This is a genomic window from Actinomadura luteofluorescens (genome assembly GCF_013409365.1).
Lineage (GTDB): Bacteria > Actinomycetota > Actinomycetes > Streptosporangiales > Streptosporangiaceae > Spirillospora > Spirillospora luteofluorescens.
Map to the genome: position 1 here is coordinate 8,579,365 of NZ_JACCBA010000001.1, position 26,927 is coordinate 8,606,291.

At 71.0% G+C, this 26,927-nt stretch carries 29 protein-coding genes; 14 read left to right on the forward strand and 15 right to left on the reverse strand.

Annotation, left to right across the window (positions count from 1 at the left end):
• Window positions 1-309 precede the first annotated feature (309 nt).
• The gene (locus tag BJY14_RS39515) at window positions 310-573 is read left to right on the forward strand and encodes a hypothetical protein (RefSeq protein ID WP_179848263.1); all 264 of its coding nucleotides are present in this window, start codon (window positions 310-312) and stop codon (window positions 571-573) included.
• 3 nt (window positions 574-576) lie between these two features.
• Here the strand turns inward: BJY14_RS39515 and BJY14_RS39520 are convergent, their stop codons facing one another.
• Complete coding sequence (locus tag BJY14_RS39520; protein WP_179848264.1) at window positions 577-777, reverse strand: hypothetical protein; 201 nt, start codon at window positions 775-777, stop codon at window positions 577-579.
• Window positions 778-914: 137 nt separating this feature from the next.
• Between BJY14_RS39520 and BJY14_RS39525 the strand changes: the two genes are divergently transcribed.
• A complete protein-coding gene (locus tag BJY14_RS39525) occupies window positions 915-1,268 on the forward strand; it encodes a hypothetical protein (RefSeq protein WP_179848265.1) in 354 nt (117 codons plus the stop codon).
• A 546-nt stretch (window positions 1,269-1,814) separates the two neighbouring features.
• Window positions 1,815-2,144 (forward strand): VOC family protein, encoded by a 330-nt coding sequence (locus BJY14_RS39530; RefSeq protein WP_179848266.1) that lies wholly within the window; start codon window positions 1,815-1,817, stop codon window positions 2,142-2,144.
• A gap of 155 nt (window positions 2,145-2,299) precedes the next feature.
• Here the strand turns inward: BJY14_RS39530 and BJY14_RS39535 are convergent, their stop codons facing one another.
• The 3 genes from BJY14_RS39535 to BJY14_RS39545 form a co-directional block, all read right to left on the reverse strand.
• Window positions 2,300-2,608 carry a hypothetical protein gene (locus tag BJY14_RS39535; RefSeq protein WP_179848267.1) on the reverse strand — a complete coding sequence of 103 codons (309 nt, stop codon included), beginning with the start codon at window positions 2,606-2,608 and terminating at the stop codon, window positions 2,300-2,302.
• A 348-nt stretch (window positions 2,609-2,956) separates the two neighbouring features.
• Complete coding sequence (locus tag BJY14_RS39540) at window positions 2,957-4,288, reverse strand: MFS transporter (RefSeq protein ID WP_312879655.1); 1,332 nt, start codon at window positions 4,286-4,288, stop codon at window positions 2,957-2,959.
• Window positions 4,285-4,764 carry a cupin domain-containing protein gene (locus tag BJY14_RS39545; protein ID WP_218905798.1) on the reverse strand — a complete coding sequence of 160 codons (480 nt, stop codon included), beginning with the start codon at window positions 4,762-4,764 and terminating at the stop codon, window positions 4,285-4,287. The genes BJY14_RS39540 and BJY14_RS39545 overlap by 4 nt, the downstream gene beginning before the upstream one ends.
• A gap of 125 nt (window positions 4,765-4,889) precedes the next feature.
• Between BJY14_RS39545 and BJY14_RS39550 the strand changes: the two genes are divergently transcribed.
• A complete protein-coding gene (locus BJY14_RS39550) occupies window positions 4,890-5,762 on the forward strand; it encodes a LysR family transcriptional regulator (RefSeq protein ID WP_179848269.1) in 873 nt (290 codons plus the stop codon).
• Window positions 5,763-6,121: 359 nt separating this feature from the next.
• Here BJY14_RS39550 and BJY14_RS39555 read toward each other — a convergent pair whose 3' ends face one another.
• Window positions 6,122-6,520, reverse strand: coding sequence for a GmrSD restriction endonuclease domain-containing protein (locus BJY14_RS39555; RefSeq protein WP_179848270.1), 399 nt, complete (start codon window positions 6,518-6,520; stop codon window positions 6,122-6,124).
• A gap of 419 nt (window positions 6,521-6,939) precedes the next feature.
• Here BJY14_RS39555 and BJY14_RS39560 point away from each other — a divergent pair, with 419 nt between their 5' ends.
• Window positions 6,940-7,452, forward strand: coding sequence for a DinB family protein (locus BJY14_RS39560; RefSeq protein ID WP_179848271.1), 513 nt, complete (start codon window positions 6,940-6,942; stop codon window positions 7,450-7,452).
• A 619-nt stretch (window positions 7,453-8,071) separates the two neighbouring features.
• Here the strand turns inward: BJY14_RS39560 and BJY14_RS39565 are convergent.
• Both BJY14_RS39565 and BJY14_RS39570 read right to left on the reverse strand, forming a co-directional pair.
• Complete coding sequence (locus BJY14_RS39565) at window positions 8,072-8,383, reverse strand: histidine kinase dimerization/phospho-acceptor domain-containing protein (RefSeq protein ID WP_179848272.1); 312 nt, start codon at window positions 8,381-8,383, stop codon at window positions 8,072-8,074.
• Window positions 8,384-8,426: 43 nt separating this feature from the next.
• A complete protein-coding gene (locus BJY14_RS39570) occupies window positions 8,427-9,059 on the reverse strand; it encodes a TetR/AcrR family transcriptional regulator (protein ID WP_179848273.1) in 633 nt (210 codons plus the stop codon).
• Between the two features lie 491 nt (window positions 9,060-9,550).
• Between BJY14_RS39570 and BJY14_RS39575 the strand changes: the two genes are divergently transcribed.
• The 5 genes from BJY14_RS39575 (at window position 9,551) to BJY14_RS39595 (ending at window position 13,028) form a co-directional block, all read left to right on the forward strand.
• Window positions 9,551-9,838, forward strand: a complete 288-nt coding sequence (locus BJY14_RS39575) for a Uma2 family endonuclease (RefSeq protein ID WP_246396287.1) — start codon at window positions 9,551-9,553, stop codon at window positions 9,836-9,838.
• A gap of 530 nt (window positions 9,839-10,368) precedes the next feature.
• Entirely contained in the window at window positions 10,369-10,953 is a 585-nt protein-coding gene (locus BJY14_RS39580) for a helix-turn-helix domain-containing protein (RefSeq protein WP_179848274.1), read from the forward strand.
• Window position 10,954: 1 nt separating this feature from the next.
• The gene (locus BJY14_RS39585; RefSeq protein ID WP_179848275.1) at window positions 10,955-11,323 is read left to right on the forward strand and encodes a hypothetical protein; all 369 of its coding nucleotides are present in this window, start codon (window positions 10,955-10,957) and stop codon (window positions 11,321-11,323) included.
• Window positions 11,320-12,234, forward strand: a complete 915-nt coding sequence (locus tag BJY14_RS39590; RefSeq protein WP_179848276.1) for an ABC transporter ATP-binding protein — start codon at window positions 11,320-11,322, stop codon at window positions 12,232-12,234. Before BJY14_RS39585 ends, BJY14_RS39590 begins: the two co-directional genes overlap by 4 nt.
• Entirely contained in the window at window positions 12,231-13,028 is a 798-nt protein-coding gene (locus tag BJY14_RS39595) for an ABC transporter permease (RefSeq protein WP_179848277.1), read from the forward strand. Before BJY14_RS39590 ends, BJY14_RS39595 begins: the two co-directional genes overlap by 4 nt.
• A gap of 857 nt (window positions 13,029-13,885) precedes the next feature.
• Here BJY14_RS39595 and BJY14_RS39600 read toward each other — a convergent pair.
• Genes BJY14_RS39600 through BJY14_RS39620 form a run of 5 tightly spaced genes read right to left on the reverse strand, consistent with a single transcriptional unit; the run spans window position 13,886 to window position 19,269 of the window.
• Window positions 13,886-14,677: a DUF1295 domain-containing protein gene (locus BJY14_RS39600; RefSeq protein WP_179848278.1), complete on the reverse strand. Its 792-nt coding sequence runs from the start codon at window positions 14,675-14,677 to the stop codon at window positions 13,886-13,888.
• Window positions 14,674-15,993 carry a class I SAM-dependent methyltransferase gene (locus BJY14_RS39605; protein WP_179848279.1) on the reverse strand — a complete coding sequence of 440 codons (1,320 nt, stop codon included), beginning with the start codon at window positions 15,991-15,993 and terminating at the stop codon, window positions 14,674-14,676. Before BJY14_RS39605 ends, BJY14_RS39600 begins: the two co-directional genes overlap by 4 nt.
• Window positions 15,990-17,246 (reverse strand): SAM-dependent methyltransferase, encoded by a 1,257-nt coding sequence (locus BJY14_RS39610; RefSeq protein WP_179848280.1) that lies wholly within the window; start codon window positions 17,244-17,246, stop codon window positions 15,990-15,992. The genes BJY14_RS39605 and BJY14_RS39610 overlap by 4 nt, the downstream gene beginning before the upstream one ends.
• Window positions 17,243-17,992 carry a DUF1365 domain-containing protein gene (locus BJY14_RS39615; RefSeq protein ID WP_312879656.1) on the reverse strand — a complete coding sequence of 250 codons (750 nt, stop codon included), beginning with the start codon at window positions 17,990-17,992 and terminating at the stop codon, window positions 17,243-17,245. Before BJY14_RS39615 ends, BJY14_RS39610 begins: the two co-directional genes overlap by 4 nt.
• A 14-nt stretch (window positions 17,993-18,006) precedes the next feature.
• Window positions 18,007-19,269 (reverse strand): NAD(P)/FAD-dependent oxidoreductase, encoded by a 1,263-nt coding sequence (locus BJY14_RS39620; protein WP_218905799.1) that lies wholly within the window; start codon window positions 19,267-19,269, stop codon window positions 18,007-18,009.
• A gap of 263 nt (window positions 19,270-19,532) precedes the next feature.
• On the opposite strand from BJY14_RS39620, the gene BJY14_RS39625 reads away from it, so the two are divergent.
• From BJY14_RS39625 to BJY14_RS39640, 4 genes are all read left to right on the forward strand, one after another.
• Window positions 19,533-20,957: a DUF4331 domain-containing protein gene (locus tag BJY14_RS39625; protein ID WP_179848282.1), complete on the forward strand. Its 1,425-nt coding sequence runs from the start codon at window positions 19,533-19,535 to the stop codon at window positions 20,955-20,957.
• Window positions 20,958-21,012: 55 nt separating this feature from the next.
• Window positions 21,013-22,314, forward strand: a complete 1,302-nt coding sequence (locus BJY14_RS39630; protein WP_179842310.1) for a tetratricopeptide repeat protein — start codon at window positions 21,013-21,015, stop codon at window positions 22,312-22,314.
• Window positions 22,315-22,451: 137 nt separating this feature from the next.
• A complete protein-coding gene (locus BJY14_RS39635; RefSeq protein ID WP_218905800.1) occupies window positions 22,452-23,918 on the forward strand; it encodes a High-affinity nickel-transporter in 1,467 nt (488 codons plus the stop codon).
• Between the two features lie 294 nt (window positions 23,919-24,212).
• A complete protein-coding gene (locus BJY14_RS39640; RefSeq protein ID WP_179848283.1) occupies window positions 24,213-24,494 on the forward strand; it encodes a hypothetical protein in 282 nt (93 codons plus the stop codon).
• A 607-nt stretch (window positions 24,495-25,101) separates the two neighbouring features.
• Here the strand turns inward: BJY14_RS39640 and BJY14_RS39645 are convergent.
• The 3 genes from BJY14_RS39645 to BJY14_RS39655 form a co-directional block, all read right to left on the reverse strand.
• Window positions 25,102-25,497 (reverse strand): STAS domain-containing protein, encoded by a 396-nt coding sequence (locus tag BJY14_RS39645; protein ID WP_179848284.1) that lies wholly within the window; start codon window positions 25,495-25,497, stop codon window positions 25,102-25,104.
• Between the two features lie 78 nt (window positions 25,498-25,575).
• Window positions 25,576-26,154 carry a DUF5994 family protein gene (locus tag BJY14_RS39650; protein WP_179848285.1) on the reverse strand — a complete coding sequence of 193 codons (579 nt, stop codon included), beginning with the start codon at window positions 26,152-26,154 and terminating at the stop codon, window positions 25,576-25,578.
• 67 nt (window positions 26,155-26,221) lie between these two features.
• Window positions 26,222-26,554 carry a hypothetical protein gene (locus BJY14_RS39655; RefSeq protein ID WP_179848286.1) on the reverse strand — a complete coding sequence of 111 codons (333 nt, stop codon included), beginning with the start codon at window positions 26,552-26,554 and terminating at the stop codon, window positions 26,222-26,224.
• Window positions 26,555-26,927 lie beyond the last annotated feature (373 nt).

A 26,927-nucleotide genomic window follows, 5' to 3' on the forward strand; every position in this document is an offset into this window, starting at 1 on the left:
TCTCCGGGGTTGAGGAACCTGCGGACCGGGGTGCCGATGACGAGGATGTGCGTCGTTCGCCGACCGTCCACGGCGCCGCTGCGGTTCCATATGACCATGATGCGAAGAAGGTCATCGACTGCCGTCGTCGCCGTTGTTGTCTCCGTCGTGTTCGCCGCTCTCCCGTCCTGTTCCTCGGATTCCTCGAACGGGTCTCCCGCCAAGGGCCAGCCCGCCAGATCCGGTTCCGGGTCACCGGCGCCCGATCCCACGCCGACCGGGCCGTGCGCTGACGGGACGTGCGAGATCAAGGTCGCCGTAGGGGACGTGGTGACAGTGCCGGGAAGGTACGGCCTCGGGCCGATCAAGGTGACGGCGATCACCGGCCGCGCGGTCGAGATGGTCGCGCCGCTGACGGGGTCGGGCTACAGCATTTCGGGCTGTTCCGGTGGCGGCGGCGTTTCGTCGCAGGGCGGCGACGTCCGGCTGAGCTGCGACAAGGGAACCGCCGCGACCATCAACAACGCCATGAACCTGGAAGTCGTCAAGATCCTCGACACCGCCGCCGTCCTGCGTATCGAACCCACCGGGTGAACGCTAGAACCAGGTCTGGAACCAGCCCACACCCAACCGGCGCAGCCAGATACAAGCAGCCACCATGCCCACACCTATCAGCAGGAACAACCCCCCAAGACCGCGGATCATCATCGGATCGTTGAACAGGGTCATCCAACAACCCAAGCCGATGAAGGCGAGGCCAAACACCAAGTAGGAAAGCGGGCTCATCGGGACGAACATCAACTCAGTATCACCCTCGCCGGTCCGCCCGTCCGCCCGTCTGCCCGCTTGATGACTTCGCGTCCGGGACGATCAGCGACGCTCCCGGTTCAAACGGGCACTTACGATGCAGGCACACCTCGCTTGGGAGGGAAGTCATGGGCTATCGGGAACGACGGATCGAACTGATCGCCAAGCGGGCCGCACCGCAATTGGAACCAGGGGAGCAGATCCAGACGGGCTTCATCGCCCAGACCGGTTGGTGGATCTTCACCGTGCTGGTGGCGACGTTCGTGGCCACCGACCGCGCAATCCTGATCGTGCACCGCGACGGCGTACAGCGCCTCCCTCGTGACTTCCGCTTCGGCGAGCCGAACGGGCTTTACCACCGGATCGAACTCGACCGCACCTACAAGGTGCATCGGCAGTACCACCCTGAGATCACAGCTGCCGACGAGGCATTTCGCGAGATGCAGGCCCGCGGTGGCCTGCAGGACAGCGAGCAGCACTGAACCCCGGGATGAGCCAGTGCCACCACCATCACGGCATTCGGACGCCGTTCACCCGCTGACGGGGGCGCACGCCTCCGCCCCCGACCCCACCTGAGACTTGCTCCGCGACCCGTTAGGACCGATCGCTGTGGCGTCGCTGTGGGGGACCGATGATCAGGTTCAGCAGTGCGCCGACGAGCCAGGGCAGGTCATCCGGCGGCTGGGCGGGGTCGATGGTGTAGCTGGTGCGGCGCACGGTGCGGGTGCAGGTGAGGTACCCGTCGGTTTCCAGCTCGGTCAGAATGCGCTGGACAGCGCGTTCGGTGATGCCGGTCCGGTCGGCGTTGTCGCGGACGCGGCTGTGGGATCGTGGACGACCGCGACACTGGCATGGTTGGTCGGGAACGTCCAGGGCTTCTCAGCCGGATGCTCCGCGGGCGGCCCCCCTCTCGTCCAGCACCCCGCCGGGCGTTTCCCGTTCACCGGCCCCATTGGGCGGCGCCCCGCCCACTCCGCTCCGGACGCTCGGGTTCCAATCCAACCAGCGGCTGCCTCAGGAAGGACCTCATGCACAGCACGTTGACCGTGATCTACACCAGCAGATTGGAAGAGTGCCGCGCGTTCTACGCCGGGCTCGGCCTGGACCTGCGCCCCGAGCGACACGGCACCGGGCCGGACCACTTCGCCGCCGTCCTGGACGACGGCACGGTGTTCGAGCTGTACCCGGCAGGCGCACACGAGCCGACCGGCCGCGTGCGGCTCGGGTTCGGCGCCGACGCCGGCGTCACCGGTTTGGATCCGGGCCGGCATCTGCTGCACGACCCGGACGGCCGTTCCATCGAGATGACCATTAAGGAGGCCGTCGTGACCCCGAGTACAGGCCCGCGCAGAGATTGAAGCCGTGTTCGGCGAAGTGGGCCGCTGCGGCGGCGGACCGGACGGAGTCAGGGGGAAGGGTCACCGACCACGTCGGCTACGACAAGCACTACGCGTCCGGCCGGGGCAGCGGCAACAGCCGCGACGGAACACGGGTTAAAGAGGTCCTAACAGAATCAGCGGACGAGGCGTCGCCAGCAGAGGATGGCGGCGGCGAGGGTCATGAAGGCTTCATGGATGTCGTCGCGGATCTCCCAGCGGATGCGTAAGCGGCGGAACCAGTGCAGGAGGGCGATCGTGCGCTCGACGGCGTAGCGGTGGACGCACAGCCCCGAGCCGTGCGGGCTGCCGCGGTGGACGATGACCGGTTCGACGCCCTTGCTCCAGACCAGGCGGTGGTGCTTGTCGTGGTCGTGGCCGCGGTCGGCCAGCAGCCGCTCGGGTCTTCGGCGGGGCCCTTCGACCCGGCCTCGGACGGGCGGCACCTTGCCCGCTCGCCGAGGCAGCCGGCAAGCCCTCGACATGCACCCAGGTCGGCAACCCCAACACCCACCCCGCCTCCGCCTACGCGATCGACGGGACCCTCGCCGCCCTCAGCGGGAATCGAGGAAGCGGACCCGCAGGGCACCGGGCTCGGCTTGCCCATCGCCCTAGAGGTCGCCTGGTTCTACGACGGTTTGCTGACGATTTCAGACGGCCGCAAGATGCCCGGTTCGTTCTGCGCCTGCCCTGAACGGCGAACCGTCCAGCGACGACACTCCGAGCTGACGGTTTCCATGATCCGCCAACACCTGCGGCGCCCCTCCGCCCGGCGGAGGGGGCCGCAGCAGCCTTCAATTGGAGCGGCGGGCGGTGGCCAGGGCGGCGGCAGTCAGGGGGGAGAGGGCCGTGACCGCCAGGATGGGGGAGGGGCTCCGTGACTCCGCGAGCGCCCCGGCGAGAGCCGAGCCGACCCCGCCGCCGACGAAGAACGTCAGGTTGAGCAGGCCCATGCCCGCGCCGCGCAGCGGCATCGGGAGTCGTGCCGACACCTCACCGGTGATCACGACCTGGGTGACGGCGAACGCTGCGAGGCAGAGCGACGCCGCGACGACCGGCGGCCAGGGGCCGCCCTCACCTGTGGAAGCCGCGGCCAGTGCGGCGGCCGCGGCGAGCGCGGTGCCGGCCAGCAGCAGGCGGCCGCCCCGCGCGCCGAGAGAGCCGGCGCGCCGGGCCAGTGCCGCGCCGACCACGGCGCCCGGCAGCAGCGCGGCACCGATCTTGAGGACGTTCCAGCCGTGCTCCCCAGCAAGGACCTGTGGGACCACGTACATCGCGGCGAAGAGCCCGCCGAACACCCCGGCCCCGATCACCGCCGAGACCCGGTAGCCCGTCTCGCCGAGCACCGGGTGCGGGACGAACCCGTCCGGCCGCCGCGCCACCCGCCATGCCAGCGCCCCGCCGGAGAGGACGAGCGCCGCCGCGAGCGCGGCGACGACCGCGCCGCCAAGGTCGAGCGTCCTGGCCTGGATGAGCACGAGCATCGCGCTCACGGCCGCGGTCAGCGCGGCGGCCCCCGCGACATCGACGAAACGGCGCGACCCCGGCCGCCGCGCCAGCCCGAGGCAGAACGGGACGGCCGCCACCGACAGCACAGGAAGCACGACGGTGACACGCCAGCTCAGCCAGGTCGTCACCGCGCCCCCGGCCAGTGTCGCCGCGGAGGCGAACACCGCCATGACCGCGCCGTATCCGGCGAGCACCCTCGGACGATCGGCGGGCTCCACACCGGCGAGCAGCGCGGCGCCCACCGCCGCCGTCCCCCCGGACCCCGCCGCCAGGACGAGCCGTCCGGCCACCAGGACGCCGAGGCTCGGCGCCGCGGCGCACACGACCGCCCCGGCGGCCAGCACCGCCGCCGCGATCAGCAGCGTGGCCCGCGCGCCCCACCCATCTGCCAGACGGCCGAAGACGGCGGTGCCGACGCCGAGCGCCAGCGCGTGCGCCGTCAGCACCCATGCGACCTCCGCGGGCCCGGCGTGCAGCTCCCTGGCGATCTCCGGGAGGGCCACGGCCGCCGCCGTCACGCCGAACACCGACGGCCCGAACAGCGCGCCGAGCCGCAGCGCCGTCGGCACCGGGCCCATGCGCGGCGCCGCGACCCCGGCCTCCGCGGTCGCGGTCACCGGTCGCCCCGCAGCGACGACCAGCGCTCGTCGTCCACGAAGTGCACGTCGTAGCGGTCCTGCTCGGCCCGCAGTCCCTCGAACGGCTCCAGCCCGTGCTGGACGCGGGCCAGCCGCCGAAAGTAGCCGAAGCGCTCGACCCCGGGCGCGAGGACGGCCAGCAGGTCGGCGCCCGTGCCGGCCGCCGCGCCGAAGGCGTGCGGTAGCCGCGGCGGGACGACGACCAACCCGCCCGCCGCGACGGTCTCAACCCGATCGGCGAGGAGGAATTCCATCGTCCCGTCCACGACATAGAACAGCTCGGTGGACAGCGCGTGGTAATGCGGGGCGGCGCCGTCGCGGCCCGGCCCCACCGTGAGCCGGTTGGCGCCGAGCGCGCCCGCGGTCTGGCTCGCGTCGGCGAGCAGGGTGAACGCCCCACCTTCCGGAAGTCCGACGACCTCCGCGGCCTCCGGGATGACGACGAGGGGATGCAACGACCTCACGCTCCTGTCGAATATCGGGTCTTCGTCCGAGCTCCATTCGAGCCGGGGAACAACCCGCGAACCACAGGCGCTTGGGACCCTGAGTCATCACGGATCGAGATGAATCGAGGGGGCCGGTGGAACTGCGCCAGCTGGAGTACTTCGTAGCTGTCGCCGAAGAGGGCGGGTTCGGGGTCGCCGCCGAGCGCATCGGCATCGTCCAGTCGGCGGTGAGCCAGCAGGTCCGCCGGCTCGAACGCGAGCTGGGCGTGCGGCTCTTCGACCGCACCACCCGGCGCGTCCAGCTGTCCGGCGCGGGCGAGCGGCTGCTGCCCGAGGCGCGTGCCGTCCTCGCCGCCCTGCACCGCACACGGCAGGTCGCGGCCGACGTCCGCGCCGGTGTCGACGGCGTCCTGCGCCTGGGCACCGTGCACGGCCCCGGCGACCGGATCTACCGCGTCCTCAGCGAGCTGGCCGCCGTGGCGCCGCGCGTCCAGGTCCGCCCCCGCCGCCTGGCCCTGTCCGACCGGCTGTCCGCGGTCCGCTCCGGCGAACTCGACGCCGCTCTGATCCGCGCGCTCAGCGACGCCCCCGGCCTCGAACTGCTCCCGGTCTGGACGGACCCGTTGTACGTCGCCCTGCCCGCCGGGCACCCCCTGGCGCAGCGCCCCGCACTCGACCTCGCGGATCTGGCGGACCTCCCCCTCCGCCTCGCCCCGCGCGAGGACAACCCGCCCTTCCACGACCTCATCACCAGCGCCTGCCGGACGGCCGGGATCGCGCCACCACTCGGCCCGCCCTTCACCACGTTCCAGGAGACCCTCACCGACATCGGCGTGGGCGACCCGTCCTGGACCGTCTTCTACGAGGTGGCGGGCCTCCCCGAAATCCCCCGCGTCACCGTCCGCCGCCTCACCTCTCCCACGATGACGACCTACCTCGCCGTCCCGCCGGGCCCGCCCGTCCCGGCCGTTCGCCACCTGCTGGAAGGCTTGATCCGGGTCACCTGACGAAGACCGTGGGCAGCTGGTTCGGCTTGGCAGAGGAAGGAGCCGTACGGGCCGCGCGAAACGGTAGGACGCGAAGAGGTGTTTCCAGGTGGCGCTGATGTCGCGGGCGACGTGCTCGGGAGATCGATGAGCATCTCTGCGAAAAGGGGTGGCCCTGGCGTCGGTTCTGGTCACGGCATATCAGCGGCTGTTCTCCGAGCCTGCGTCACCAAGCCCCCTCCGCGAAGGCTTCGTTACGTAGCGGGAAGTGATTTCCTGGTGTCAGATCTGACACGGCCACCAGCAGCGCGGCCTGAGCCGCGGGCTTCCTCCGCCGCGAGCTCGAATCCGCGCCCCGTCCTCGCCTCGTCCACGCCGTTTCAACGCCTCGGCCGCTTCTGGCGTTCACCCGCCCGCCTGTGGTGACCGCGCCGGATCCGGCCACCCGGGTCCTTGTCGCCCTTGGCCTGGTTGACGTTGTCGGTGACCGTCCACAGCTGCGAGGAGGTCAGGTCGTGGGCGAACTGGCGGCGCCGGGCGGTGGTCCAGGCGTTGGCGCCCGAGCGCCAGGCTTGGGCGAGTGGGACCACGTGGTCGATGTCCAGATCGTCGCGCTGGGTCCAGGTCGCCCCGTCATAGGGGCTGGTCCGGGTCCCCGAGACGGCCTGGTACTGGTCGTTGGTCTGGACGTTTTCGCCGTCGCGTTCCAGGACGGTCTCGCGGGTGTTGCACGTTCCGGAGATGGCGCTCGACGCCGCGCATGACCTGGCGCGCTTCAAGCAGGTTCAGACGTTGCTGCGCCGCTGGCGGCTGCGGGCCATCGCCTATGCCCGTCCCGATTACGAAGAGGCTGTGCAGGACCCTCTTGAGGGCCGAGAGGACACGTTCGTCCGCTACACGAAGTGGACCTGGAGCGGGGTGTGCGGCTACTCGAAACCCGCACCAAGGACCCCGCCCTCAACGACACCACCCGCTGGGTACTGAACACGACCAAGATGGCCGTGGAGCGGGCCGCTCGGGTGCCCCGTCATCGCGAGCTCGTCCACACGCCCGTCGTGACCGCCCCTGGGCACGCCTGCAGATCGCCACGATGGGCGGAGGACGCTGTCGGCGGCCTCCTCCACGGCGCTTCTGTAGGGCGTCGGCCTCGACGAAGACCGGGGCGGCGGGCACGCGGCATGGAACGAAGGTGGACTGGATGACCGAGGTCAAGCAGGTGCTCCAGCAGCAACTGTCGACCGCTTGGACGCTCTTCGAATACCACGCGCCGCAGTGGCACGAGGACGACCTGTTGTGGGAACCGGCACTGTCGCACTGGACCATGCACCAGGTCGAGGGCGGTTGGGCCTCCGACTTCTCCGACGTCGAGCCCACTCCCGTCCCGGCCCCCACGATCGCCTGGCTGACCTGGCACATCGGCTGGTGGTGGACCACGGCGCTCGCTCATCTGAAGCAGACCGACATCCCGGCACGCGAAGAGATCGAGTGGCCGGGCACCTGCACCTCGATCACCGAATGGCTGGGCGACATCCACGAGGCATGGCGGACGGCGCTGGCGGCCACCGACCGCCTCGACGAACGATCGGCGTTCCCCTGGCCCGAGGAGGCGGGCCACACCGTCGCCGACATGTGCGCATGGGTGAACATAGAGCTCATGAAGAACGTCTCCGAGATCGGCCAGCTCCTTATCCTGCGACGCGCACGGCATTGACCGGCGCACCGTCCACCTTGCCGACCACTCGATACGGCGAGGACGGGAGCCGGGCCGGGTGCTGATCCGGTTGCGTGCATCACTGAGGGGCGGTGAAGTCTGGACGCCTCACCGGGCCGCACGGCGCCCCCTGTCCTGCTGCGGGTCAAATCGGCGCGAATACGGCGAGCCCGCGTGGTCACCGGGTGCGGGGCGGCTGGGATCGTTCACTGGCAAGAACCGGACCGTCTTCATAGGTGTAACCCCGCGGTGAGCAGCTGGTCTGATCCGGTGCGGGTCAGTGGGGCAGGCCCATGCGGGCGGCCAGGCCGCGCAGTTCGCGGCCGCCGGCGTCGGTGAAGGCGAGACTGGTCCGGGCAGGGATGCCGTACTGATCAACGCGGCCGCCGCGATCGCCGCCTACCGCGGGCTGGACGGCGATGTGCGCGCCCGCATGGCCTCCGGCCTTAGGGGGCGGCAGCGGTCATCGACTCCGGCGCCGCCGAGAAGACGCTGGACCGGTGGGCTCAGGCCGCCGCCCAGCAGAACGGCCTCCCATCTCAGTCCGTTGACCGGGCCATCCCCTGACCGACCCGCCATGCCGGTGCCGGCGGCGGTAGTACTCGCCCGACGCTGCAGCCTAAGGGTGCTCCGAAGCGTCCCTTTGGAGCGACCAGAGCAGGGCGATGACCGTGTTCTCCAAGCGCTCGACGCTCTGCAATGCTTCCTTCAACGCCGCGAAAGGGTCGGCGACATCCCTGTTGGTCAGGGCTTCTTCCAACTCCAGTCGTAGCGCGGCAAGCGGTGTGCGCATCTCGTGCGAGGCCTGGACGGCGAATCGGCGCCGCCTTTCGGCCGGCGCCTCGCCGTTGAACCGGGCGCGCCGGTCGGCGTCGAAGCTCTTGCATACCTCGGTCGTCCTGGCCGAGATGAACTCGATGTCCTGGCGCATTGTGCGCGTCCTTTCGCTGGTGCGACGGGTGTACGCCGCTGCCTTATGGAGGGCCGGGGGAGTCACCGGGGGTGAAGACGCCGCTGAGGGCGGCGGCGTACGCGGCCGCGGCGGCGCTCTCGGCGATCTCGTCGTCCACCGGCCCGCGGGCGACGAGCAGGCGGTAGTAGAGGGGGGCGCCGACGGCGCTGGTGACCGCGATGCCGTCGGTCCCCGGCGGCAGTTCGCCGCGTCCCACGGCCCGTTCGACGATCCGGGACGCGAGGCGGTTGCGCTCGGCGATCACCGTCGCCCAGGCGGTGGACGCCTCGGGAGACCGGACGGCGGCGGCCACGACGCCCTCGACGAGCGCCCGGGTCCTGGGCTGCCGGTACAGCGCGGCGATGTCCAGAGCGAGCGCCCGGAGGTCGTCCTTCAGCGAGCCGGTGTCGGGTATCGGGATCTCGGTCTTGCCCATTTCGCCCAGCAGGTCGACGACGAGTCCCTCGACCGTCCGCCATCGCCGGTACAGCGTGGCCAGATGCACGCCCGAACGCTCGGCCACCTTCTCCAGGGTGAGCCCGGCGTAGCCGCCGGCCTCCAGTTCCTCCCGGGTCGCGGCCAGCACCGCCGCACGGGTGCGCGCCGTCCGGCCGCCGGGGCGTACGGCCCCCGTCGCGTGCGGCTTCGCGTCCATCCGAGACGCCCCTTCCTATGGGTTGTGTCACAGGATAACGCGAAATCGTTCGCATTAACAGTCGAGGCGAGGCAGGCGCCGGCGGTGACCAGGGAGCCATGGGAGCCAAGTTCGGGAGCCACCGCCCGCAGGTCAGAGCGTTGTCCATAGCCTGACATCGTGTGTCCCGATGACCGCGTCCCGGGAGCCGGCCGGGGAGCCAATCCGTACGCTCCGCGGATTCCCGGAGCGCTCACCCAGACGGTTGATCATGGTGCCTGCGTCGCCCTGGTCGGCTGAGTTCGGCAACGGAAGCCCTACCGGCCTCCTTGAGATTCTCGTTGGCCCGCTTACAGTCAGCGTTCTCGGGCACGCAACTGCTTCAGTTGCTGGCGCTTGACCGAGGAGCGCGATGACGGGGTCATGGGCAAAGCGACCGCTGACAGCGTCGGCCCCGGTCTCGATGGCCGCTGCCCTGGCCGACAGCTACAGTCCTGCAGAGTTCGTCGTGCTTGACGACGCCTTCCGCGGCGGTGATGCGTGCGGCGATGGTCCTGGAGGTGACGTCCGGGAGCCGACGGGACCGCAAGGGCGCCGAACGCGATCGCGGACCCAAGCGGCGCGGCTACGCAGCCGCCGATATCCCGCTGTACCTGCTCATCGACCGGTTGGAAGGAAAGGCCACGATCTTCTTCGAGCCGCGCGGGGACGACTACGCCCACATCGTCTCGGTCGCCTTGGGGGAGGACCTCCCCATCCCCGCCCCGCTCGAAGGCGTGCTGCCCACCCGCGATTTCTGATCGCTCACGCCCCGGTGCATGAAGCCCTGCGCTGAGGGCGTCCGGCTGGTGGGCGGCTTCTTCTTCGTGGACGTTGGGCAGGAAGCCTTTCAGCTGATCGCTTACCGAGGATTGCCGCCGCGGTTGAGGCGGTACCGGCCACGGTGATGCCGCTGTCGGTTGGCAGCGGTGCGGCTCTAGCCATATGGCAAAGCCGGCCATGCTGCACAGCCGGTGCGGGTTGTCGCCCGGAGCAAACAAGCGTGGCCACGCCCGGCCCGATGCCGTCCAACTTTACGGGTTCCGGCCGGACTGGTCGTCTACCGGCCGGGCGTACCACCAGCAGCCGGCCGAGAGCGATCGGCACGAGATTCCGTTCGCCTCGTGGAGGACTTCATCGAAGCCTTTGGGCCCACTCGATGCCAGTCGGGGACCCATCGGCCTCCGCCCCGGGGCCGTGCTCGGGCTTCGTTGCTGGGCAGAGTGCCTGCCGCCCCGACCATGGGTGCCGAGGACGGCGTTATCATTATCGATAATGATAATGTGGTCGGGTGAGAGATTCCAGGGAGCGCTGGGCGGAGCTGGCCCTGCATCCGGTGCGGATACGGGTTCTGCGGGTGGTCGGCGGCGGGCGCCGTAGCACGCGTGAGATCGCCGGTCGGCTGCCGGACGTGCCGCAGGCGACGCTCTACCGGCACCTGGCCGCGCTCGCCAAGGGCGGCCTGCTCGAGGTGGTCGAAGAGCGCAGGGTCGGCGGGACGAACGAGCGTGTCTACGCGCTGCCGCCCGGTGGGGCGGTTCTCAGTGGTGAGGCGCTGGCCACGGCGACGGCTGAGGACCACGGGCGTTACTTCACCGCCTTCGTCTCCAGCCTGCTCGCCGAGTTCTCCCGCTACCTGGCGCGCGAGCAGATCGATCTGGCTGCCGATGGCGTCGGCTACCAGCAGTCGGTGCTGCATCTGGACGATGAGGAGTTCGCCGACTTCGCCCGAGGTTTCACCGAACTCGTCCGGCCACTGCTCGGCAACGAGCCGAGGGAGGGGCGGACGGCGCGGCTGCTCGCGACCGTGCTCATGCCCGTGGACCCTCCGTCCACGCAGAAGGGCGGCGAACCATCCCCAACGGAGAGGACTTGACATGGCGAAAGTGGCGGTGGCCGAGGACACGGTCGCGATCGCGTTCAACGCCTGGGAGCGGATCTGGACCAGGCGCTCGGAGGTGAGCGTCCCCCTTGCCGGGATCGTCCGGGTCGCCTGCGTCGATGCGCCCCTGCGGGTCGCGCGCGGGGGGCACCGCGGGCTCGTCGTCTCGGGCCTTACCAAGATCGGAGTTTGGGGTGTGCTGCGCGGTCCGCGCCAGCTGGTGTCGGTGCGGCGTGGGCCCGGCCTGCACCTGACACTGAACCGCGGGGTCACCGGGGACGACTTCGACGAGATCGTGGTCTCCCACCCGAACGCCGCGCGGCTCACCGAGCGCATCCGGCAGGCTGCTGGGGCGCGGACGTGACCGGCGGGGAGCTCCGCGTCGAGGTGAGGGACCTGACCAAGCGCTTCGGTGACGTCATCGCCGTGGACGGCCTCGGCTTCGCCGTGGAGCCCGGCCGGATCACCGGATTCCTCGGGCCCAACGGCGCCGGCAAGACGACGACGATGCGCATGATGATCGGTCACATCGCCCCCACCTCGGGCTCGGTCACCATCGGCGGGAAGAGGTACCACGAGCTCGCCAACCCCTCGTCCACCGTCGGCGCCGTCTTCGACGCCGCCTCCTTCCACCCGGATCATTCGGCCCGCGCCCATCTGCGCGTGTACGCCGCGATGGGCGGCCACCCCGATGAACGCGTCGACGAACTGCTGGCGTTGCTGGACCTCACCGGAGTCGCCCATCGCAGGACACGTGGTTTTTCCACCGGCATGCGCCAGCGGCTCAACCTGGCGACCGCGCTGCTGGGCGACCCCCGGGTGCTGCTGCTGGACGAGCCGACCAACGGCCTGGACCCTGCTGGCACGGCCAGGCTCCGCTCGTTCCTACGGGACCTGGCGGGGGAGGGCCGCACCGTCCTGGTCTCCAGCCACGTCCTCGGCGAGATCCAGCAGGTCGTCGACGATGTCGTGGTGATTCGCCAGGGGCGGCTGGTCGCCGCGGGACCGCTGGCAGAACTGTCCGGCCCGGCACCGGCGATCCTCGTCCGCTCGCCCGACGCGGACGCGCTGGCCCAGGCGCTGTCCCGGAATCCACCCGCCGGGTTCACACCGCGCCTGGAGCGGGTCGATCCGGAACAACTGCGCGTGTGGGGACTGAACGCGGCGCAGGTCGCCGACCTGGCCGCGGCACACCGCGTCCGGGTCCACGGCCTGACCACCGAGCGACCCGATCTGGAACGGCTCTTCCTCGACCTGACAGGGAGCGCGCGTTGAACGGTTTGATCAAGGCCGAGTTCCGCAGGTTGCTGGCCACCCGGATGTGGTGGGGTGTCCTGCTGGTCGGCGGGTTCCTGGGCGGCGGACTGATCGGCATGCTGACCTTGGTAGGCCCGGAGAACTTCGACCCCCCGATGCCGGGCCTGCAAACCGAGGAGGGGGTGCGGACGATCCTGGGGTTCCTTGGATACACCGCGTTCCTTCCCGCCGCGATCGGGACCCTGGCGGTGACGTCGGAGTACCGGCACCGGACGATCAGCTTCACGTTCCTGTTCGCGCCGCGCCGCTGGCAGGTGCTGGCGGCGAAGCTCGTCGCCCACGGCGTGTCGGGGGCGCTCTACGGGCTGGTCCTCTCCACGACCGCCGCAGTGGCGTTCTTCGGTGCTGCGGCGGCGAGAGGCGTGACGTTGGGCATGCCCGCCGCGAGCATCATCGAGCTGCTGGCCAGGATCGGTGTCGCGATGGTGGCCTACACGGTGCTCGGGATCGGCATGGGCGCCCTGATCCGCAACCAGGTCGCGGCCCTCGCCGTGGTCGTCGGCTACCTGTACGCGGGCGAGGTGCTCCTGATGATGGTCCCCGGCGTCCGCCACCTCTACCCTTGGCTGCCCGGCGGCGCCGCCGCGGCGCTGACCGACTTCACCGCGGTCGGCGACGCGCTGTCGCAACAGCTGTCCGCCGATCCCATCCCCCTGCTCTCCCCGCTGGCCGGTCTGCTCGTCCTCCTCGCGTACACGGCGCTGGCCAGCGCCGCCGCCCTACTCAGCCCGTTGCGCCGCGACATCACCTGACCACGGGAGTTTCAGAGTATCGCTCACCCGCTGCGCGTGGACATCTCTCACGCCGGAACTTGGAAGTCAGGAGAAAGCCGCTTTGGCGCCAACCCCTGCGCCACGGGCGCTCCACGGCCTGGCAGGGAGGCCAGTGCGTTCAACTGGGAGGGATCTGGGAGATCATCTCTCTCGCCCGAATGAGGTCACCAGATCCCACCGTCGATAGGTCACTCTCCGCAAAAGTTCGTGGTGCTGCAGACCTGGTTCCTGTCTGCGCTGCTCTGTTCGTCCGAAGAAGTCGAGCGCGCCGTGGTCGCCTCCATGTCGCGACCTTCGTAGGAGGTCTGGTGGACGCGCCAGAAGTAGTTGTGCCGCGCCGACAGATGCTTCCATCCCGGGTGATGCGGCGCCGGGTTGTCAGGTAGGAGGCTGATCCTCGCGGTTGAGTCAAAGACCACCCGGTCCGCCGCCGCCAGATGTCCACAAGAACGTGTCGCCTTTGCGTAGATGGACCAGCACCATCAGGGCTTGCTGCCCGGGGTTGAGCGGCCGCCAGGCCGATTCGATCGCTTTGCGGTGCCGCTGGATCACTCCGGCCAGGTAGTTCTGCGTCGGACGCGACAGACCGACGGCAGCGCGGTAGAACAGCCCCCATCGCGATCATGCTGTGATCGGTGTCCGCCCCGCCGGATGAAAAGGCTCAATGTAAAGGCAGCGGCTGAGTGAGTTGCTTCGCCTCCAAAGGAGGCTCTCGTCCCTGGTGCCTCAGATTGGTAACCGGATCAGCTTTCGCAGTTTCCCCGTGGCGTCGCGACGGCGAACGTCGTGCTAAATGGCCTGTCTGTGTAGAGACCTAGAAGCGTTGACCGTACCTTTTATTGCCGTTTCGGTTGAGGTGGAAGAGGAATGAAGCCGCTGGTGCGTGCCGCGTAGTCGGCGTAGCCCGGTCGGGTGCGGGCCATGCGGGTCTCCAGGAGCGGCTTGCCGGTGCCCTTGGCAAGTAGCAGGGTCATCGCCACGGGCGACAGGACGGTGAGCGGTCCGGTCCACTCGTCGCAGGTGGTGAGGAACAGGCCCCACCAGACGAGCGCGTCGCCGAAGTAGTTGGGGTGCCGGGTGTATCGCCACAGTCCCCGGTCCATGACGCGGCCCTTGTTCGCCGGGGCGGCCGCGAAGCGGGAGAGCTGGAAGTCGCCGATCGCCTCGAAGGCCAGGCCGATCGCCCAGACGACCACACCGGCGTACAGCGCGATGCCTGGCGCGCCGTTCTGGAACATGGCCACTTGGATGGGCAGCGACACGAACCACAGGACGACGCCCTGGGGGAGGTACACCTTTCGCAGGGCGTACAGGTTCCTGCTGCCGGGAGCCTTCGAGAGCAGGTCCTCATAGCGCGGGTCCTCTCCGCCGCCCCTGGCACGGTGGGCGATGTGCGCGGCCAGGCGCAGGCCCCAGGCGAGCGTCATCGCCAGGACGGTCCAGCGGCGCGCGGCGTCTCCGTGGCCCGCCGAGACGCCCGCGCCGACGGCCGCCACGGCGCAGAAGCCGAGACCCCAGGCGACGTCGATGACGCTGTGCCGGCCGAGCCGGGACGCCACCGCGAACGTCACCGCGAGCACGGCGGCGACGGCCGCCGCCGTGCAGGCCAGGCTCCACCAGAACGTCATGAGGGGCCCGTGCCGTAAGCGCCTTCGGCGCCGTCCGCGGTGGAGCCGAGGTCGGAGCGCGCCGGCGGCAGGCCGCTGCGGCCTGCGGCATCCGGGCGGACGGCCAGGATCTGGTCGACGCCCATCCGCCCCTGCTCGAACGCCAGGCCGCCGCCCGCCAGGTAGAGCCGCCACACCCGGGCCGTCTCTTCGCCCGCGACCGCGACGATCTCCTCGTGCCGGTCCTCGAAGGTCCGTCGCCACTCCTGGACGGTCCGGACGTAGTGTTCGCGCAGCCCGTGCACGTCGGCGACCTCGAGCCCGGCCGACTCCAGCAGCGCGATGGTCTCGCCGACGGGGCGCATGTGCATGTCGGGTGCGATGTAGCGCTCGATGAACGCGCCGCCGCCGGGGGCGCGGGCGCCGCGCGACATCTGCTGGACCAGCACCCGCCCGCGCGGCCGGACGAGCCGGTGCAGCGCGGCGGCGAACCCGGGGTAGCCGCGCCGCCCGACGTGCTCGCCCATCTCGATCGAGGCGACGGCGTCATAGGGACCGCCGCCGATGTCGCGGTAGTGCCGGAGGCGGATCTCGACGGGCAGCCCGGCGGCGCGCTCGCGGGCGGCCGAGGCCTGCTCGCGCGACAGGGTGACGCCCGTGACGTGCGCGCCGTACTCGCGGGCGGCGTGCACGGCGAGCGCGCCCCAGCCGCAGCCGACGTCGAGCAGCCGCATGCCGGGCCGGAGCCCGAGCTTGCGGCACACCAGGTCGAGCTTGGCGCGCTGAGCCTGCGCCAGGTCCAGGTCCGGGCGCTCCCAGTAGGCGCACGAGTAGACCATCCGCGGGTCCAGGACGAGCGCGTAGAAGTCGTTGGACAGGTCGTAGTGGTGGGCGATGGCGGCGCCGTCGCGGGCGCGGGAGTGCAGGCGGCCCCGGAGCCGGGCCTCGCCGCCGGGCGGCGCCGGCGGCCGCCCGGCGGCGCCGAGCACCAGCAGGGCACGGGCCGCGGCGAGCAGCGTCGCCGGTGACGGGCGTCCGGCGCGGGCTGCGGCCCGCACTCGCCGCAGCCCGTCCAGTAGGTCACCGTCCACGTCCAGGTCGCCGGCGACGTAGGCGCGGGCCAAGCCGAGTTCGCCGGGTGCGCTCACGAGCCGGCGCAGGGCGTCCGGTGAGCGCAGCACGACGGTGGGCGCGGCAGCCGGACCGGTCTCGCTGCCGTCCCACGCGCGCAGCCGGACGGGCGGGGCCCCGCCGAACAGGCCGTCCAGGACGGGGCGGAGCAGTGCCGCCGCGCCGCCCTCGCGGATGGCGGGACGGGGGCCGGTCCGTGTCGTCATCGGTGGTCCTCCGAGCGGGTGAGCAGGAACTGCTGGACGTCGAGGTAGCCGGAGGCGAACCCGGCGAGGGAGTAGGCGAGGTAGAAGTCCCACATGCGGCGGAAGACCGGGTCGAAGCCGAGCGCCGCGACCTGCGGCCCGGACGCGAGGAACCGGTCCCGCCAGCGGCGCAGCGTCTCGGCGTAGTGGGGGCCGAACGAGAGGCGCCCCGCCGGGCCGGGCGGGGCGGGGCGCAGTCCGGCGTCCTCGGCGTGCTCCTCGATCGCCCGGGTGGAGGGGAGCATTCCGCCGGGGAAGATGTACTTCTCGATCCAGGTGTGGGTTCCCCGGGAGGCGAGCATCCGGTCGTGCGGCATCGTGATGGCCTGCACGGCGGCGCGCCCGCCGGGCGCGAGCAGCCGGTGCAGCACCGCGAAGTACTCCGGCCAGTGCCGCATGCCGACCGCCTCGATCATCTCGACGCTGAGCACGGCGTCGTACGCGCCGTGGGCGTCGCGGTAGTCGCGCAGTTCCACGCGGGCCCGGTCGGCGAGGCCGGCGTCGGCGATCCGCGCGGCGGCGAGGTCGCGCTGCTCTCGCGACAGGGTCAGCGACCGCACCCGGGCGCCGCGCCGGGCGGCGCGCAGCGCCAGTTCGCCCCAGCCGGTGCCGATCTCCAGGACGCGGGAGCCGGGCCGCACGGCGGCGAGGTCGAGCAGCCGGTCGATCTTGCGGTGCTGCGCGGCGTCGAGGCTCCCCGCGAGCGTCCCGTCCGGGCGCTCCTCGAACAGCGCGGACGAGTAGGTCATCGACTCGTCCAGGAACAGCGCGAACAGGTCGTTGGACAGGTCGTAGTGGTGGGCGACGTTGCGCCGGGCGCCCTCCGCGCCGCCGTCGTCCTCGTCCGGGCGGGCCCGCACCGCCAGCCGCCGCAGCCGCTGCAGGGGCGGCGGCACGAGCGCGGGCAGGTGCGCGGCGAGCGCCGTGAGCAGTGCGGGCAGGTCGTCGGCCTCCCAGTCGCCCGCCATGTAGGACTCGCCGAAACCGATCAGACCGGAGTCGCCGACGCGGGCGTAGAACGCCGCGGGCCGGACGATCCTCATCACCGGCCTCCCGGGCTCCGCGGGGCCCCGCCGTACGCCCTCGACGCCGATCGCCGACCGGGCCGCCCCGCGGTCGAACAGCCTGCGCGCCACGGCGGCGCGCACACCGTACCGGGGCACCGCGGCGACCCCCGGCCAGGACGCCCGGCCGGCGAGTGCGCTGGTGGTCATGATCGGACCCTCCCCTTGGAGACGGCGCCGGACGGATCGCGGCGGGCCGGACGAGGGTGGGGCCGCATCCCCCGCAGATAGAGCCCGACGCCCTGGACCCGGATACGGACCGCGCCGACCAGCGGCGCGCACGGATGGCGCAGGAACATCCTGAGCAGCCCGGACTTGGTGGCGGGTCGCCGCACGCCCCGCAGCGTGGCGACGAACGGGGGCCCGTCGCCGCGGTGCAGCCTGATCGTGAGGGCGAGTTCCTCACCGGGGACGGGCAGGCTCATCCGGTATACGCCGTCGACCGGGTAGAACGGCGAGACGAAGAACTCCTTCGCCGTCTCCGCCCGTCCGTCCGCGCCGGTGTGCAGGAGATAGCGGTGACGCCCGCCGTAGGTGTTGTGGACCTCGGCTACGACGCAGCGCAGGTCGCCGGAGGCGGCGAAGCACCAGTACACGGTGAGTGGGTTGAACACGTGTCCGAGGACGCGCGCGTGGGTGAGCATCAGCGTCTGGCCGCCGCCCGTCCGAATGCCGTGTTCGGCGAGGAAGCCGTCAAGGCCGTCGCGGATGGACCGGGCGGGATCACCGGCATGGTCACGGGCGCGGAAGTCCGCCAGCACGCGCATCGGCCAGCGCGGGGACGGGAGCGCGTCCAGATCGACCAGCCACAGGTACGTCCTGTAGCGGAAGGCATGGCGCACCGGGGCGGGGCGCGTGTGCGCGAGCGTGCACGCGTACAGCGCCGGTACGGTCACCGCAGGATGCGCTGTCACCACGCACCGCCCAGCGACACGGCCGCCTGGACTCCCGAACGACAGCCGTCCTCGTGGAACCCCCATCCGTGGTAAGCGCCCGCATAGGCGAGCACACCGTCGTTCAGAGCGGGAAGCCTGTGCTGCGCCGCCACCGACTCCGGCGTGTAGATCGGGTGTGCGTACTCCATGCGGGCCAGGACGTGGTCGTCGGCGATGTCGCCGTTCAACGTGACGATGTGCGGCCGTTCGCCGGGCAGCCCCTGCAGCAGGTTCATGTCGTAGTGGACGCGGACGTGACGTGGCCGCGCGGTGCAGGAGTCCATCGAATAGTTCCAAGCCGCGCGCGCTCGGCGGGCGCGAGGGAGGACGCGGGCGTCGGTGTGCAGGACGGTCGGGTTGCGGGAGTAGTCGAACGCGCCGAGGATGTCGCGCTCGGCGCGGGTCGCGTCCACCCGCATGGCCAGCGCCTGGTCCGGATGCGTGGCTATGACGGCGCCGTCGAACACCGCCGCGCCGTCCGCTCCGTCGCGGACCTCGACGCCGTCCGCGACACGGCGCACCGCCCGTACCGGCGTGGCGGTCCGCACGGCGGTGAGGGGCTTGACGGCCTGCTCCACATACGTCCGAGAACCGCCGACCACGGTCTTCCACTGATGTGAGCCCTTCACCGAGAGCATCCCGTGGTGCGCCAGGAAGGTGAACAGGTAGCGGGCCGGGTAGCGGTCCGCGACGGCGGGCGCGGACGACCAGACCGCCGCGACGAGCGGCGTCATGAAATGCGCGCGGAAGTAGGGGGAGAACTCGCCGGCGTCCAGAAAGGCCGTGAGCGTCCGCTCGTCACCGGCGTCGTCGAGGACCGCGCGGGCCGCGCGGTGGAAACGCGGCACCTCGGCGAGCATCCGCAGGTACCGGAAGCGCAGCGCGGCGGAAGGCCGCGCGAACACCCCCGCCGCGCCGCGCGCCCCCGCGTACTCCAGCCCGCATCCGGCGCAGCTCACCGACAGGCTCATCTCGGCGTCCCTGGTCGTCACCCCGAGTTCGCCGAACAGCCGGACCAGGGACGGGTACGTGCGGTCGTTGTGCACGATGAAGCCGCTGTCAACCGCGAGGAGCCCTTCGCCGGTGGCGACATCGTGGGTGTGGGCGTGGCCGCCCAGCCGGCTGTCCGCCTCGTACAGGGTGACGTCGCAGGACCTGCGCAGGATGTGCGCGGCGGTCAATCCGGAGACCCCGGCCCCGACCACCGCGACCGCCCGCCGACCGTTCGCCACAGGCATGTTCTCCCTCCAGAGCCGGGGGCCTTTGGGGCCGATTTCGTCCCTAGTTCGGAGTCGCGCGCCGGCTGGACGGCTCGGCGATGGTGTGTTCTGGGTCACACTCCTGGGTTGTGCGGTGAGCGGCGTTGTTTGCCGAAGGTCGCCGTTTCCTTTTCTTTTCCATGCCCATCCCCGTGCCGGTGTTCTCCGAATGTCGAATGAAGACACCCGGGCGACGACATCCAAGTCCGTTTTAGGGTGGTATCGAGAGGAATTCAACTATCGTGATAAAAGTAAGTAAGCCGGTGGCCGCCGCTGCCGGGGCGGGGGTGATCGCGGCTGGAGGGCTGGTCGCCGTCGTCGCGCTGAGGCCGGCGCCATCCAGCGCGTCCAGCCACCGCGAGGCGCCGCTGATCGCGGGTGACCCACAGGCCGACAACACCGACCTGTACGCCTTCACCAGTCCTGACAGGCCCGACACGGTGTCGCTGGTGGCCAACTGGATTCCGTTCCAGGAACCGAACGGCGGACCGAACTTCTATCCGTTCGCCACCGGGGCGCGCTACAACATCAAGATCGACAATGACGGTGATGCCGAACCCGACATCGTCTACCGCTGGACGTTCCGGAACGAGGACCGGCGCGGCAACAAGACGTTCCTGTACAACAACGGACCAGTGACGTCGCTCGACGACCCCAATCTGCTGTTCCGCCAGCACTACACGCTGCAGCGGATCACTCGTAAGGGCACTCGCACGCTGGTCCGCGACGCTCTCGCCGCGCCCTCGCGGACGGGCGCGGCGTCAATGCCCGACTACGGGACGCTGCGCCGGCAGGCGACGCGGCAGCTCGCGGGCGGTGCCCGTACCTACGCCGGGCAGGCCGACGACTCCTTCTTCCTCGACCTGCGGGTCTTCGACCTGCTCTACGGCGGGAACCTCAAGGAACGGGGCAACGACACCCTGCGCGGCTACAACGTCAACACCATCGCGCTCCAAGTCCCCAAGAAGGACCTCGCGCTCAAGGGTGACCCGGGCCGCAACCCGGTCGTCGGGATCTGGTCGACCACCGACCGCCGCGGCGCGCCGGCGAGGCTCGGTCACCACCGCGCGGGCGGCTACCACCAGGTCTCGCGACTGGGCAACCCGCTGGTCAACGAGGTCGTCTCGTCAGCCGGGCTGAAGGACGCCTTCAACCGTCTCGCCCCGGACAAGGACCACACGGTCAAGCCGCTGGTGAAGCGGGTCCTGGAACCTGAGGTCCCCGTCCTGGTGGAGAAGATCTACGGCGTCAAGGCGCCGCCGACCCCGCGCCGGGACCTGTTCGAGATCTTCCTGACCGGCCTGGCCAAGAAGACCGGCGGGCCGCTCCAGGCCGACCTCAACTCCCAACTGCTCAACAAGGACGCCCGCGGTGCGCGGTTCACACCCGCCGAGATGCTGCGGCTGAACATGGCCGTCCCGGTCACCCGCGACCCGAACCGGCTCGGCGTTCTGGCCGGTGACCTGCAGGGCTTCCCGAACGGGCGGCGGCTGACCGACGACGTCGTCGACATCGAACTCCAGGCCCTGGAGGGCGCGGCCCAGACCGGGCGGCTCGTCCCGGCCCTGGCCGACGGCGACCGCGTCAATCGCAACGACACGCCGTTCGGCGGGACGTTCCCGTACGTGGCGCTGCCGCAAACCGCCGCGGTCAACCAGGCCGGCTGAGCAGACGGGGTGCAGGAGGCCGCCGCCTCCTGCACCCCTCATCCGAGAGGGAAACGTGCTGTCCACATCAAAGCTCAGACATGCGGCCTTCCTGCTGCTCCCGGCCACGGCGCTGGCCGTCGCCTCGATCGCGGTCGTGGGCGTCGTGCGCGGGCCAGCGCCCGCGCGCCGCGATCCCGGCCCCGCCGCATCCGCGCGGCCGGCGGACGCGGCGGCGGGCGCCATCGCGCGCTACCAGCGGACGCTCCGGGGCACACCCGGCGACTACGCGACATGGGCGGCGCTGGGCGCGGCCTACGTGCAGCAGGCCAGGATCACCGTCGACCCGGCGTACTACGCCAGGGCCGAAGGCGCGCTACGCCGGTCCCTGGCGCTGAACGCGGCCGGCAACCACCGAGCGATGATCGCCATGGCCGCGCTGGCCAACGCCCGCCACGAGTTCACCGACGCCGTCCGCTGGGGCCGGCGGGCCGAGCGGATCGACCCGGCCAGCCCCGAACTGTACGGCGTGCTCACCGACGCCTACACCCAGCTCGGCGACTACCCGGCCGCGACCGCCGCCGTGGCCCGCATGAACGATCTGGGCCCCGGCGTCGCGGCGTTCACCCGCGCTTCCTACGAACTTGAGACGCACGGCGACGACGCGGGCGCCCGCCGGGTGCTGACGCAGGCGGCCGAGGACGCCTACACCCCGTCGGACGTCGCGTACTGCCGCTACTACCTGGGTGAACTCGCCCTGCACTCCGGCGACCTGGAGGAGGCCGTCCGCCAGTACCAGGCGGCCCGCAGCGCCGATCCCACCTACGTCCCCGCCGCGCAGGGCATAGCCAAGACCCAGGCCCTGCGCGGAGACCTCGCGGGAGCGATCAACGGCTACCGTGACGTGGTGGGCCGCGTCCCGCAGCCGCAGTACATCGCCGAGTACATCGAGTTGCTCCGCGCGGCCGGTCGCACCGGCGAGGCCGCCGAACAGCATCGGCTGCTGCTCGCCCAACGCGGGCTGATGGCCGGCAACGGCGTCGTGGACGATCTGAGCGCGTCCGAGTACGCCGCCAGCGCAGGCGACGCGGCCGGGGCGCTGCGGCACGCCCGCGCGGAGTGGGCGCGCCGCCGGAGCGTCGTCGTGGCCGACGCCCTCGCCTGGGCGCTGCACCTCAGCGGCCGCGACCGGCGGGCACTGCGACACGCCGAGCAGGCGACCCGCCTTGGCTGGCGCAACGCACTGTTCTACAGCCACCGGGCCGAGATCCACGCAGCCCTCGGCGACCACAACGCAGCCCGCCGGGACCGCGCGACGGCCCGGCGCATCAATCCGCACCTCGACCTGAGATTCCCCGCGATCGGCAGAGCATCATGACCCGAGCCGACCCAGGCACCGCCCTGAACGGACACCCCCAGCCGACGTCTCGGCCGTGCGGCCGGACGTGCCGCCCGGCCGCACGGGCCGCAGCACGAACCGCGCCAGGCCGCGCCGGACTATCGGCCGCTCCGGCGTTGATCTTCGCCCTGATCGCGGTGATCTGTTGGGGACCTCCCCTCCCCGCCAACGCCGGCACCTTGTTGCCCCACCATCCGCTGGGCAACTTCACCGTCAACCACTACGACGGGCTGCGGCTGGAGACCGACCGCATCGAGGACACCGCGATCGTCGACTCCGCGGAAATCCCCACCCTCCAGGAGCGCGGCGCGGTCGACACCGACCGGGACGGGACGGTCAGCGCACCTGAGGCGGCCCGCTACGCCGAGCGGCAGTGCGCAGCCGCCGCCCGAGCCAAGCCGCTGACCGTAGGAAACAGGACGGTCGCCTGGCGGCCGACGGCCACCTCCTACACCCGCGTCCCCGGCTCGGCAGGACTGCCCACCAGTCGCCTGACCTGCACGCTCTCGGCGCCCGCCACCATAACGGCGGCCACACGGATCCACTTCAGCGACACCTTCCGCAACGACCGGATCGGCTGGCACGAGATCACCGCCACCGGCAAGGGGGTGCGGATCGACCGCTCGCCCGTCCCCGCGAGCAGCATCAGCGACCAACTGCGCCACTACCCCAGCGACCTGCTCACCTCGCCACTGGATGTCCGATCGGCAACCCTCGACGTCCGACCCGGCACCGGCTCGTCCTTCGCACGACTACCCGGGCTGCCCACAGCCGGGCCCTTCACCCGAACCCTCGGACACCTCACCACCTACTTCAACTCCCTGGTGGGAGCCCGGCACCTGTCCCTGAGCGTCGCCCTGCTCGCCGTTGCTCTCGCCGCCGTCATCGGCGCCGGACACGCCGCGCTCCCCGGCCACGGCAAGACGGTCATGGCCGCCTACATCGCCGGACGCCGGGGCAGGGCCCGCGACGCCATCATCCTCGGCGCCACCGTCACCCTCACCCACACCGGCGGCGTCCTGATCCTGGGCCTGCTGCTCTCGACCTCGGCAGCCCTGGCCGGAGAAACCATGCTCGCCTACCTCGGCGTCGCCAGCGGCCTCCTGGTCGCCGCCATCGGCATCGGACTCCTCCGCTCAGCCTGGCGCACACACCACAACCGCCACCCCCACGCCCACGCCCACGGGCACGGCCACAGGCACGGCCACGGCCACGGCCACGGCCACGGGCACGGGCACGGGCACGGCCACGGCCACGGGCGCTTCGGCAAAGCCGGACTGATCGGGTTAGGACTCTCCGGCGGCCTGGTACCCAGCCCGTCCGCGCTGGTGGTACTGCTAGGCACGATCGCCCTTGGCCGGACGTTCTTCGGAGCCGGTCTCGTCCTCGCCTACGGAATCGGCATGGCCGCCACCCTCACCGCAGCGGGCCTCACCCTCATCCGCCTGCAAAGCATGCTGGGCCGGACCTCCCTCACCCGCAAAGCGAAGTGCTTGAGCCGCCTCGTTCCCTTCGCAACCGCCGCGCTGGTCATCGTGGTCGGCCTCGGCCTGATGCTGCGCAGCTTCAACGGCTCGGTGTAGGCCGACACCCCATGACCACCATCAGGGTCCGAGTCGATGCGGAGGGTGATGACGAGTGGTGATCGATGTGATCGTCCCGTGCCTCAGCCAGGCCGAAGCCCCGCCGTGTGGGCACTGTCGCGAATGCCCCGCAACGGCGGAGGAGCTGACAGGTGTCGACAACGCACCCGACACCGAGCCACAGACCGATACCGAGACCTTCGCCGTAACCGGCGCCAAGCAGACTCTCGGTGGCCGGTCCGCCGCGGGGGTCCGCGCTCTTGGCACCCGAGCCGCCGAGGGGACCGTCCCGGCATGATCGGCGAACTGTTCGAGGAGGCGCTGTATGGCAGCGCACGGGTGGAGATCGAACACCTCGACGGCCGACGGCGGCGCTGGCCCACCGCGGACTTCCAGTACTCGGCATCGACGCGGCACCGCGCGCGGTCGAACTGGCCATCGCGGCCGGCGCCCCGACCCTGTGTCGAGACGTGTTCGGCCGCGTGCCAGGCGCCGGGCGATGGCGGACGATCCTGCTTGCCGCCGGAAACATCGGCATCGGCGGCGACCCCGCAGCACTGCTGCGCCGCGTCCTGAGACTGCTGGGGCCAGGCGGCCAAGTGTTGATCGAAGTCGACCCGCCCGGCACGAGCTCACGAACCGAGCCGATGCGGCTGCGTTCAGCCCGGGCGATCGGCGATTGGTTTCCCTGGGCTCATGTTTCCACCGATGGCGCCGACGCGCTGGCCGCCTCATGCGATGCGGCCGTCACCGAGCGAAGGGAGGAGGCGGACCGCTGGTTCGTCGCCCTCCACCGCCCGGCAACCAGCACCACACTTCCCGGAGAATGTGGTGGAGGCGAACAGGACACCGCACGCCGGGGGCGCCATCAACAACGCTCACGAAGAGATTCCCCCGGTTAGTACCAGCAACGGGAGTGATGGACGTTCAGCCGGCCAGATCGCGTTCACATTTCCCATGGCCATCAGGTGTGTTGAGCGACCAGGCGGAGATGGCATCCCGATTCGGGGAGTGTCGAGTCAACGGCGGATCCGATGATCAAGGAGACGCCAGGTGACCGACAGCATCGTTGGGGACGAGTCCGCTGAGCAGCCGGTCCGGGCGCCGCAGGGGGCGGTCCAGCCCGTTTCGGAACCGCCGAGCGGACAACGAGCCAACATCTCTGTGCCCGGCGCCCACGCGGTCATGCGGCGAGCCCGGCGCGGACTGCCCGAGCGGGCAGGACGATGAGCGCGCGGTCGAGCCCGGTGGCGCGGAGCAGCGCGGCGACCTGCGGGCCGGGGGCGGCCAGGCGCAGGGTGATGCCGAGTCCGGCGGCGCGGCGGCGGATGCCGATCAGCACGGCCAGTCCGGCCGCGTCGGCGGACGTCACCGTGCTCAGGTCGAGTATCAGCAAGCGGCCGCTGGGCCGCAACGCGTCGATCAGGTGTTCGCGCAGCGCTGCTGCGGCGGCACCGTCCAGGGCGCCCGACAACGCGACGATGGTGTGACCGGGGCGCCGGTGAGCGGGCATCCGCACCTCGTGGGGGCCTCGTACGAGATCTGCGGCGGCGGGCGGGGTGGTGGTGAAGGTGGTCATGGTGATCTCCGTTCGGAGAGGGGCGGAGGTTCCGTGCCCGGGCGGCCGCCCGACGGGCCGGCCGGGCAACGGGTCGGATCAGCGTGTCGCCGGGTCTCCTCGAAGGCGCCCGCCCTCGGATTCCCAAGCGTCCTCCGAGGCGTTCTGGGTGCCGGCCCGGTCCGGTCGGCCGGGTGCCGCGGTGAGGGCGGCCAGCAGGCCGGGGGTGTGCAGATGGTTGGCGGGGTGGGACGCCAGTTCCATCACCGCCTCGGCTTCGGTGCGGGTCGTGGAGACCGGGACGGTGAGCAGGTCGACGCGCCGCCCGTCGGCATGGATCGCGGTGAGGAGCCCGGCGGGAAGCGAGTCGAACCAGCTCAGCCGCACCATTCTGCTGTCGGCCGGGCCGTCGATCCGCAGCCGGCGCGGTCGGCTGTCCCAGTCGTCCATCCGCAGCAGGACGTGGGTGATGGGACGGTGGTCGTCGATGGGGCCGTGGTCCTGCAGCGCCAGGACCAGCCCCGGCAGCTCCGCGACCGGGTCGGCCGAGCGGGGCCACCAGGCGCCGTCCAGCGCGGTCCGCACCGAGCCGGGAGGAGCCGCGGGACGCAGCCGCAGCCGTGGGGTCGAGGGTGGTGACAGGCTGATCGTTGTGCGGCGTTCGGTGGTGGTCCACATGGCCGGCACCTTCTTTTGGATTTCGATCGATGCGGCGAGCCGGTTCCTCATCGGAGGCGCTTGCGCGTCAGCGGCCGCGTTGGGCGAGGCGGGCGGTGCCCAGAATCAGGGGGACCGCGAGTCCGGCGGCCATCGCGGCCAGGAGCACGACCGCCAGCGGCAGGACACCGCTGATGCCGGCGAAGGAGGTTCGCGCGTCGCCGGTGTTGCTTACCACGACCACCATGAAGACGGCCGAGATGACCGCGACGGCCAACATCCCGGGCCACGCCACGCTGGTGCGGGTCACCGTCACCGTCTGCGGGGCCGACCGGGTCTTGCGCTGTCCGGGCGAGCTGGGGCCGGGCCGGAAGCCCGCGCCGGGACGGCCGCTGGTGCGAGGCTCGTACGAATTCGGCATGACTCCCCCTCTCGGGGGCGAGCCGGTGTGACGGAACAACCTCAGAATGAGGACGTCATCGTTGCCGGATAATTTGATCCTACCCGACGATTCATGAATATTTGCAATTCTCTAAAGAGATTTCTTTTGAAGGTGTGCAGGGACACGGGATCAGGATTCATTCGAGCTCCGGGCGGGCGGTCATCGGTGCGAGTGATGGCGTGTGCGCGCTTTGCCTGTTTCCCGCCTTCAGGCCGTCCGACTTGAATGAGAAACAGCCGGTCACCGCTGGGGGCTGCGCCCGGCTGGTCCAGGACCGTCCGCTCCTCCCCGAGCCGGCCGGTCCTGGACCATGGCCGACCCGTGGTGAGGCGAGACCTTTGGTCGGGTTGCT

Coding starts and splice junctions, on each gene's coding strand:
- BJY14_RS39570 (WP_179848273.1), bottom strand. CDS start 9,059: ATGGACGCGAAGCCGCACGCGACGGGGGCCGTACGCCCCGGCGGCCGG.
- BJY14_RS39560 (WP_179848271.1), top strand. CDS start 6,940: ATGACCGAGGTCAAGCAGGTGCTCCAGCAGCAACTGTCGACCGCTTGG.
- BJY14_RS39650 (WP_179848285.1), bottom strand. CDS start 26,154: ATGTGGACCACCACCGAACGCCGCACAACGATCAGCCTGTCACCACCC.
- BJY14_RS39600 (WP_179848278.1), bottom strand. CDS start 14,677: ATGACGTTCTGGTGGAGCCTGGCCTGCACGGCGGCGGCCGTCGCCGCC.
- BJY14_RS39585 (WP_179848275.1), top strand. CDS start 10,955: ATGGCGAAAGTGGCGGTGGCCGAGGACACGGTCGCGATCGCGTTCAAC.
- BJY14_RS39655 (WP_179848286.1), bottom strand. CDS start 26,554: ATGCCGAATTCGTACGAGCCTCGCACCAGCGGCCGTCCCGGCGCGGGC.
- BJY14_RS39645 (WP_179848284.1), bottom strand. CDS start 25,497: ATGACCACCTTCACCACCACCCCGCCCGCCGCCGCAGATCTCGTACGA.
- BJY14_RS39525 (WP_179848265.1), top strand. CDS start 915: ATGGGCTATCGGGAACGACGGATCGAACTGATCGCCAAGCGGGCCGCA.
- BJY14_RS39605 (WP_179848279.1), bottom strand. CDS start 15,993: ATGACGACACGGACCGGCCCCCGTCCCGCCATCCGCGAGGGCGGCGCG.
- BJY14_RS39610 (WP_179848280.1), bottom strand. CDS start 17,246: ATGACCACCAGCGCACTCGCCGGCCGGGCGTCCTGGCCGGGGGTCGCC.
- BJY14_RS39640 (WP_179848283.1), top strand. CDS start 24,213: ATGATCGGCGAACTGTTCGAGGAGGCGCTGTATGGCAGCGCACGGGTG.
- BJY14_RS39520 (WP_179848264.1), bottom strand. CDS start 777: ATGTTCGTCCCGATGAGCCCGCTTTCCTACTTGGTGTTTGGCCTCGCC.
- BJY14_RS39530 (WP_179848266.1), top strand. CDS start 1,815: ATGCACAGCACGTTGACCGTGATCTACACCAGCAGATTGGAAGAGTGC.
- BJY14_RS39565 (WP_179848272.1), bottom strand. CDS start 8,383: ATGCGCCAGGACATCGAGTTCATCTCGGCCAGGACGACCGAGGTATGC.
- BJY14_RS39620 (WP_218905799.1), bottom strand. CDS start 19,269: ATGCCTGTGGCGAACGGTCGGCGGGCGGTCGCGGTGGTCGGGGCCGGG.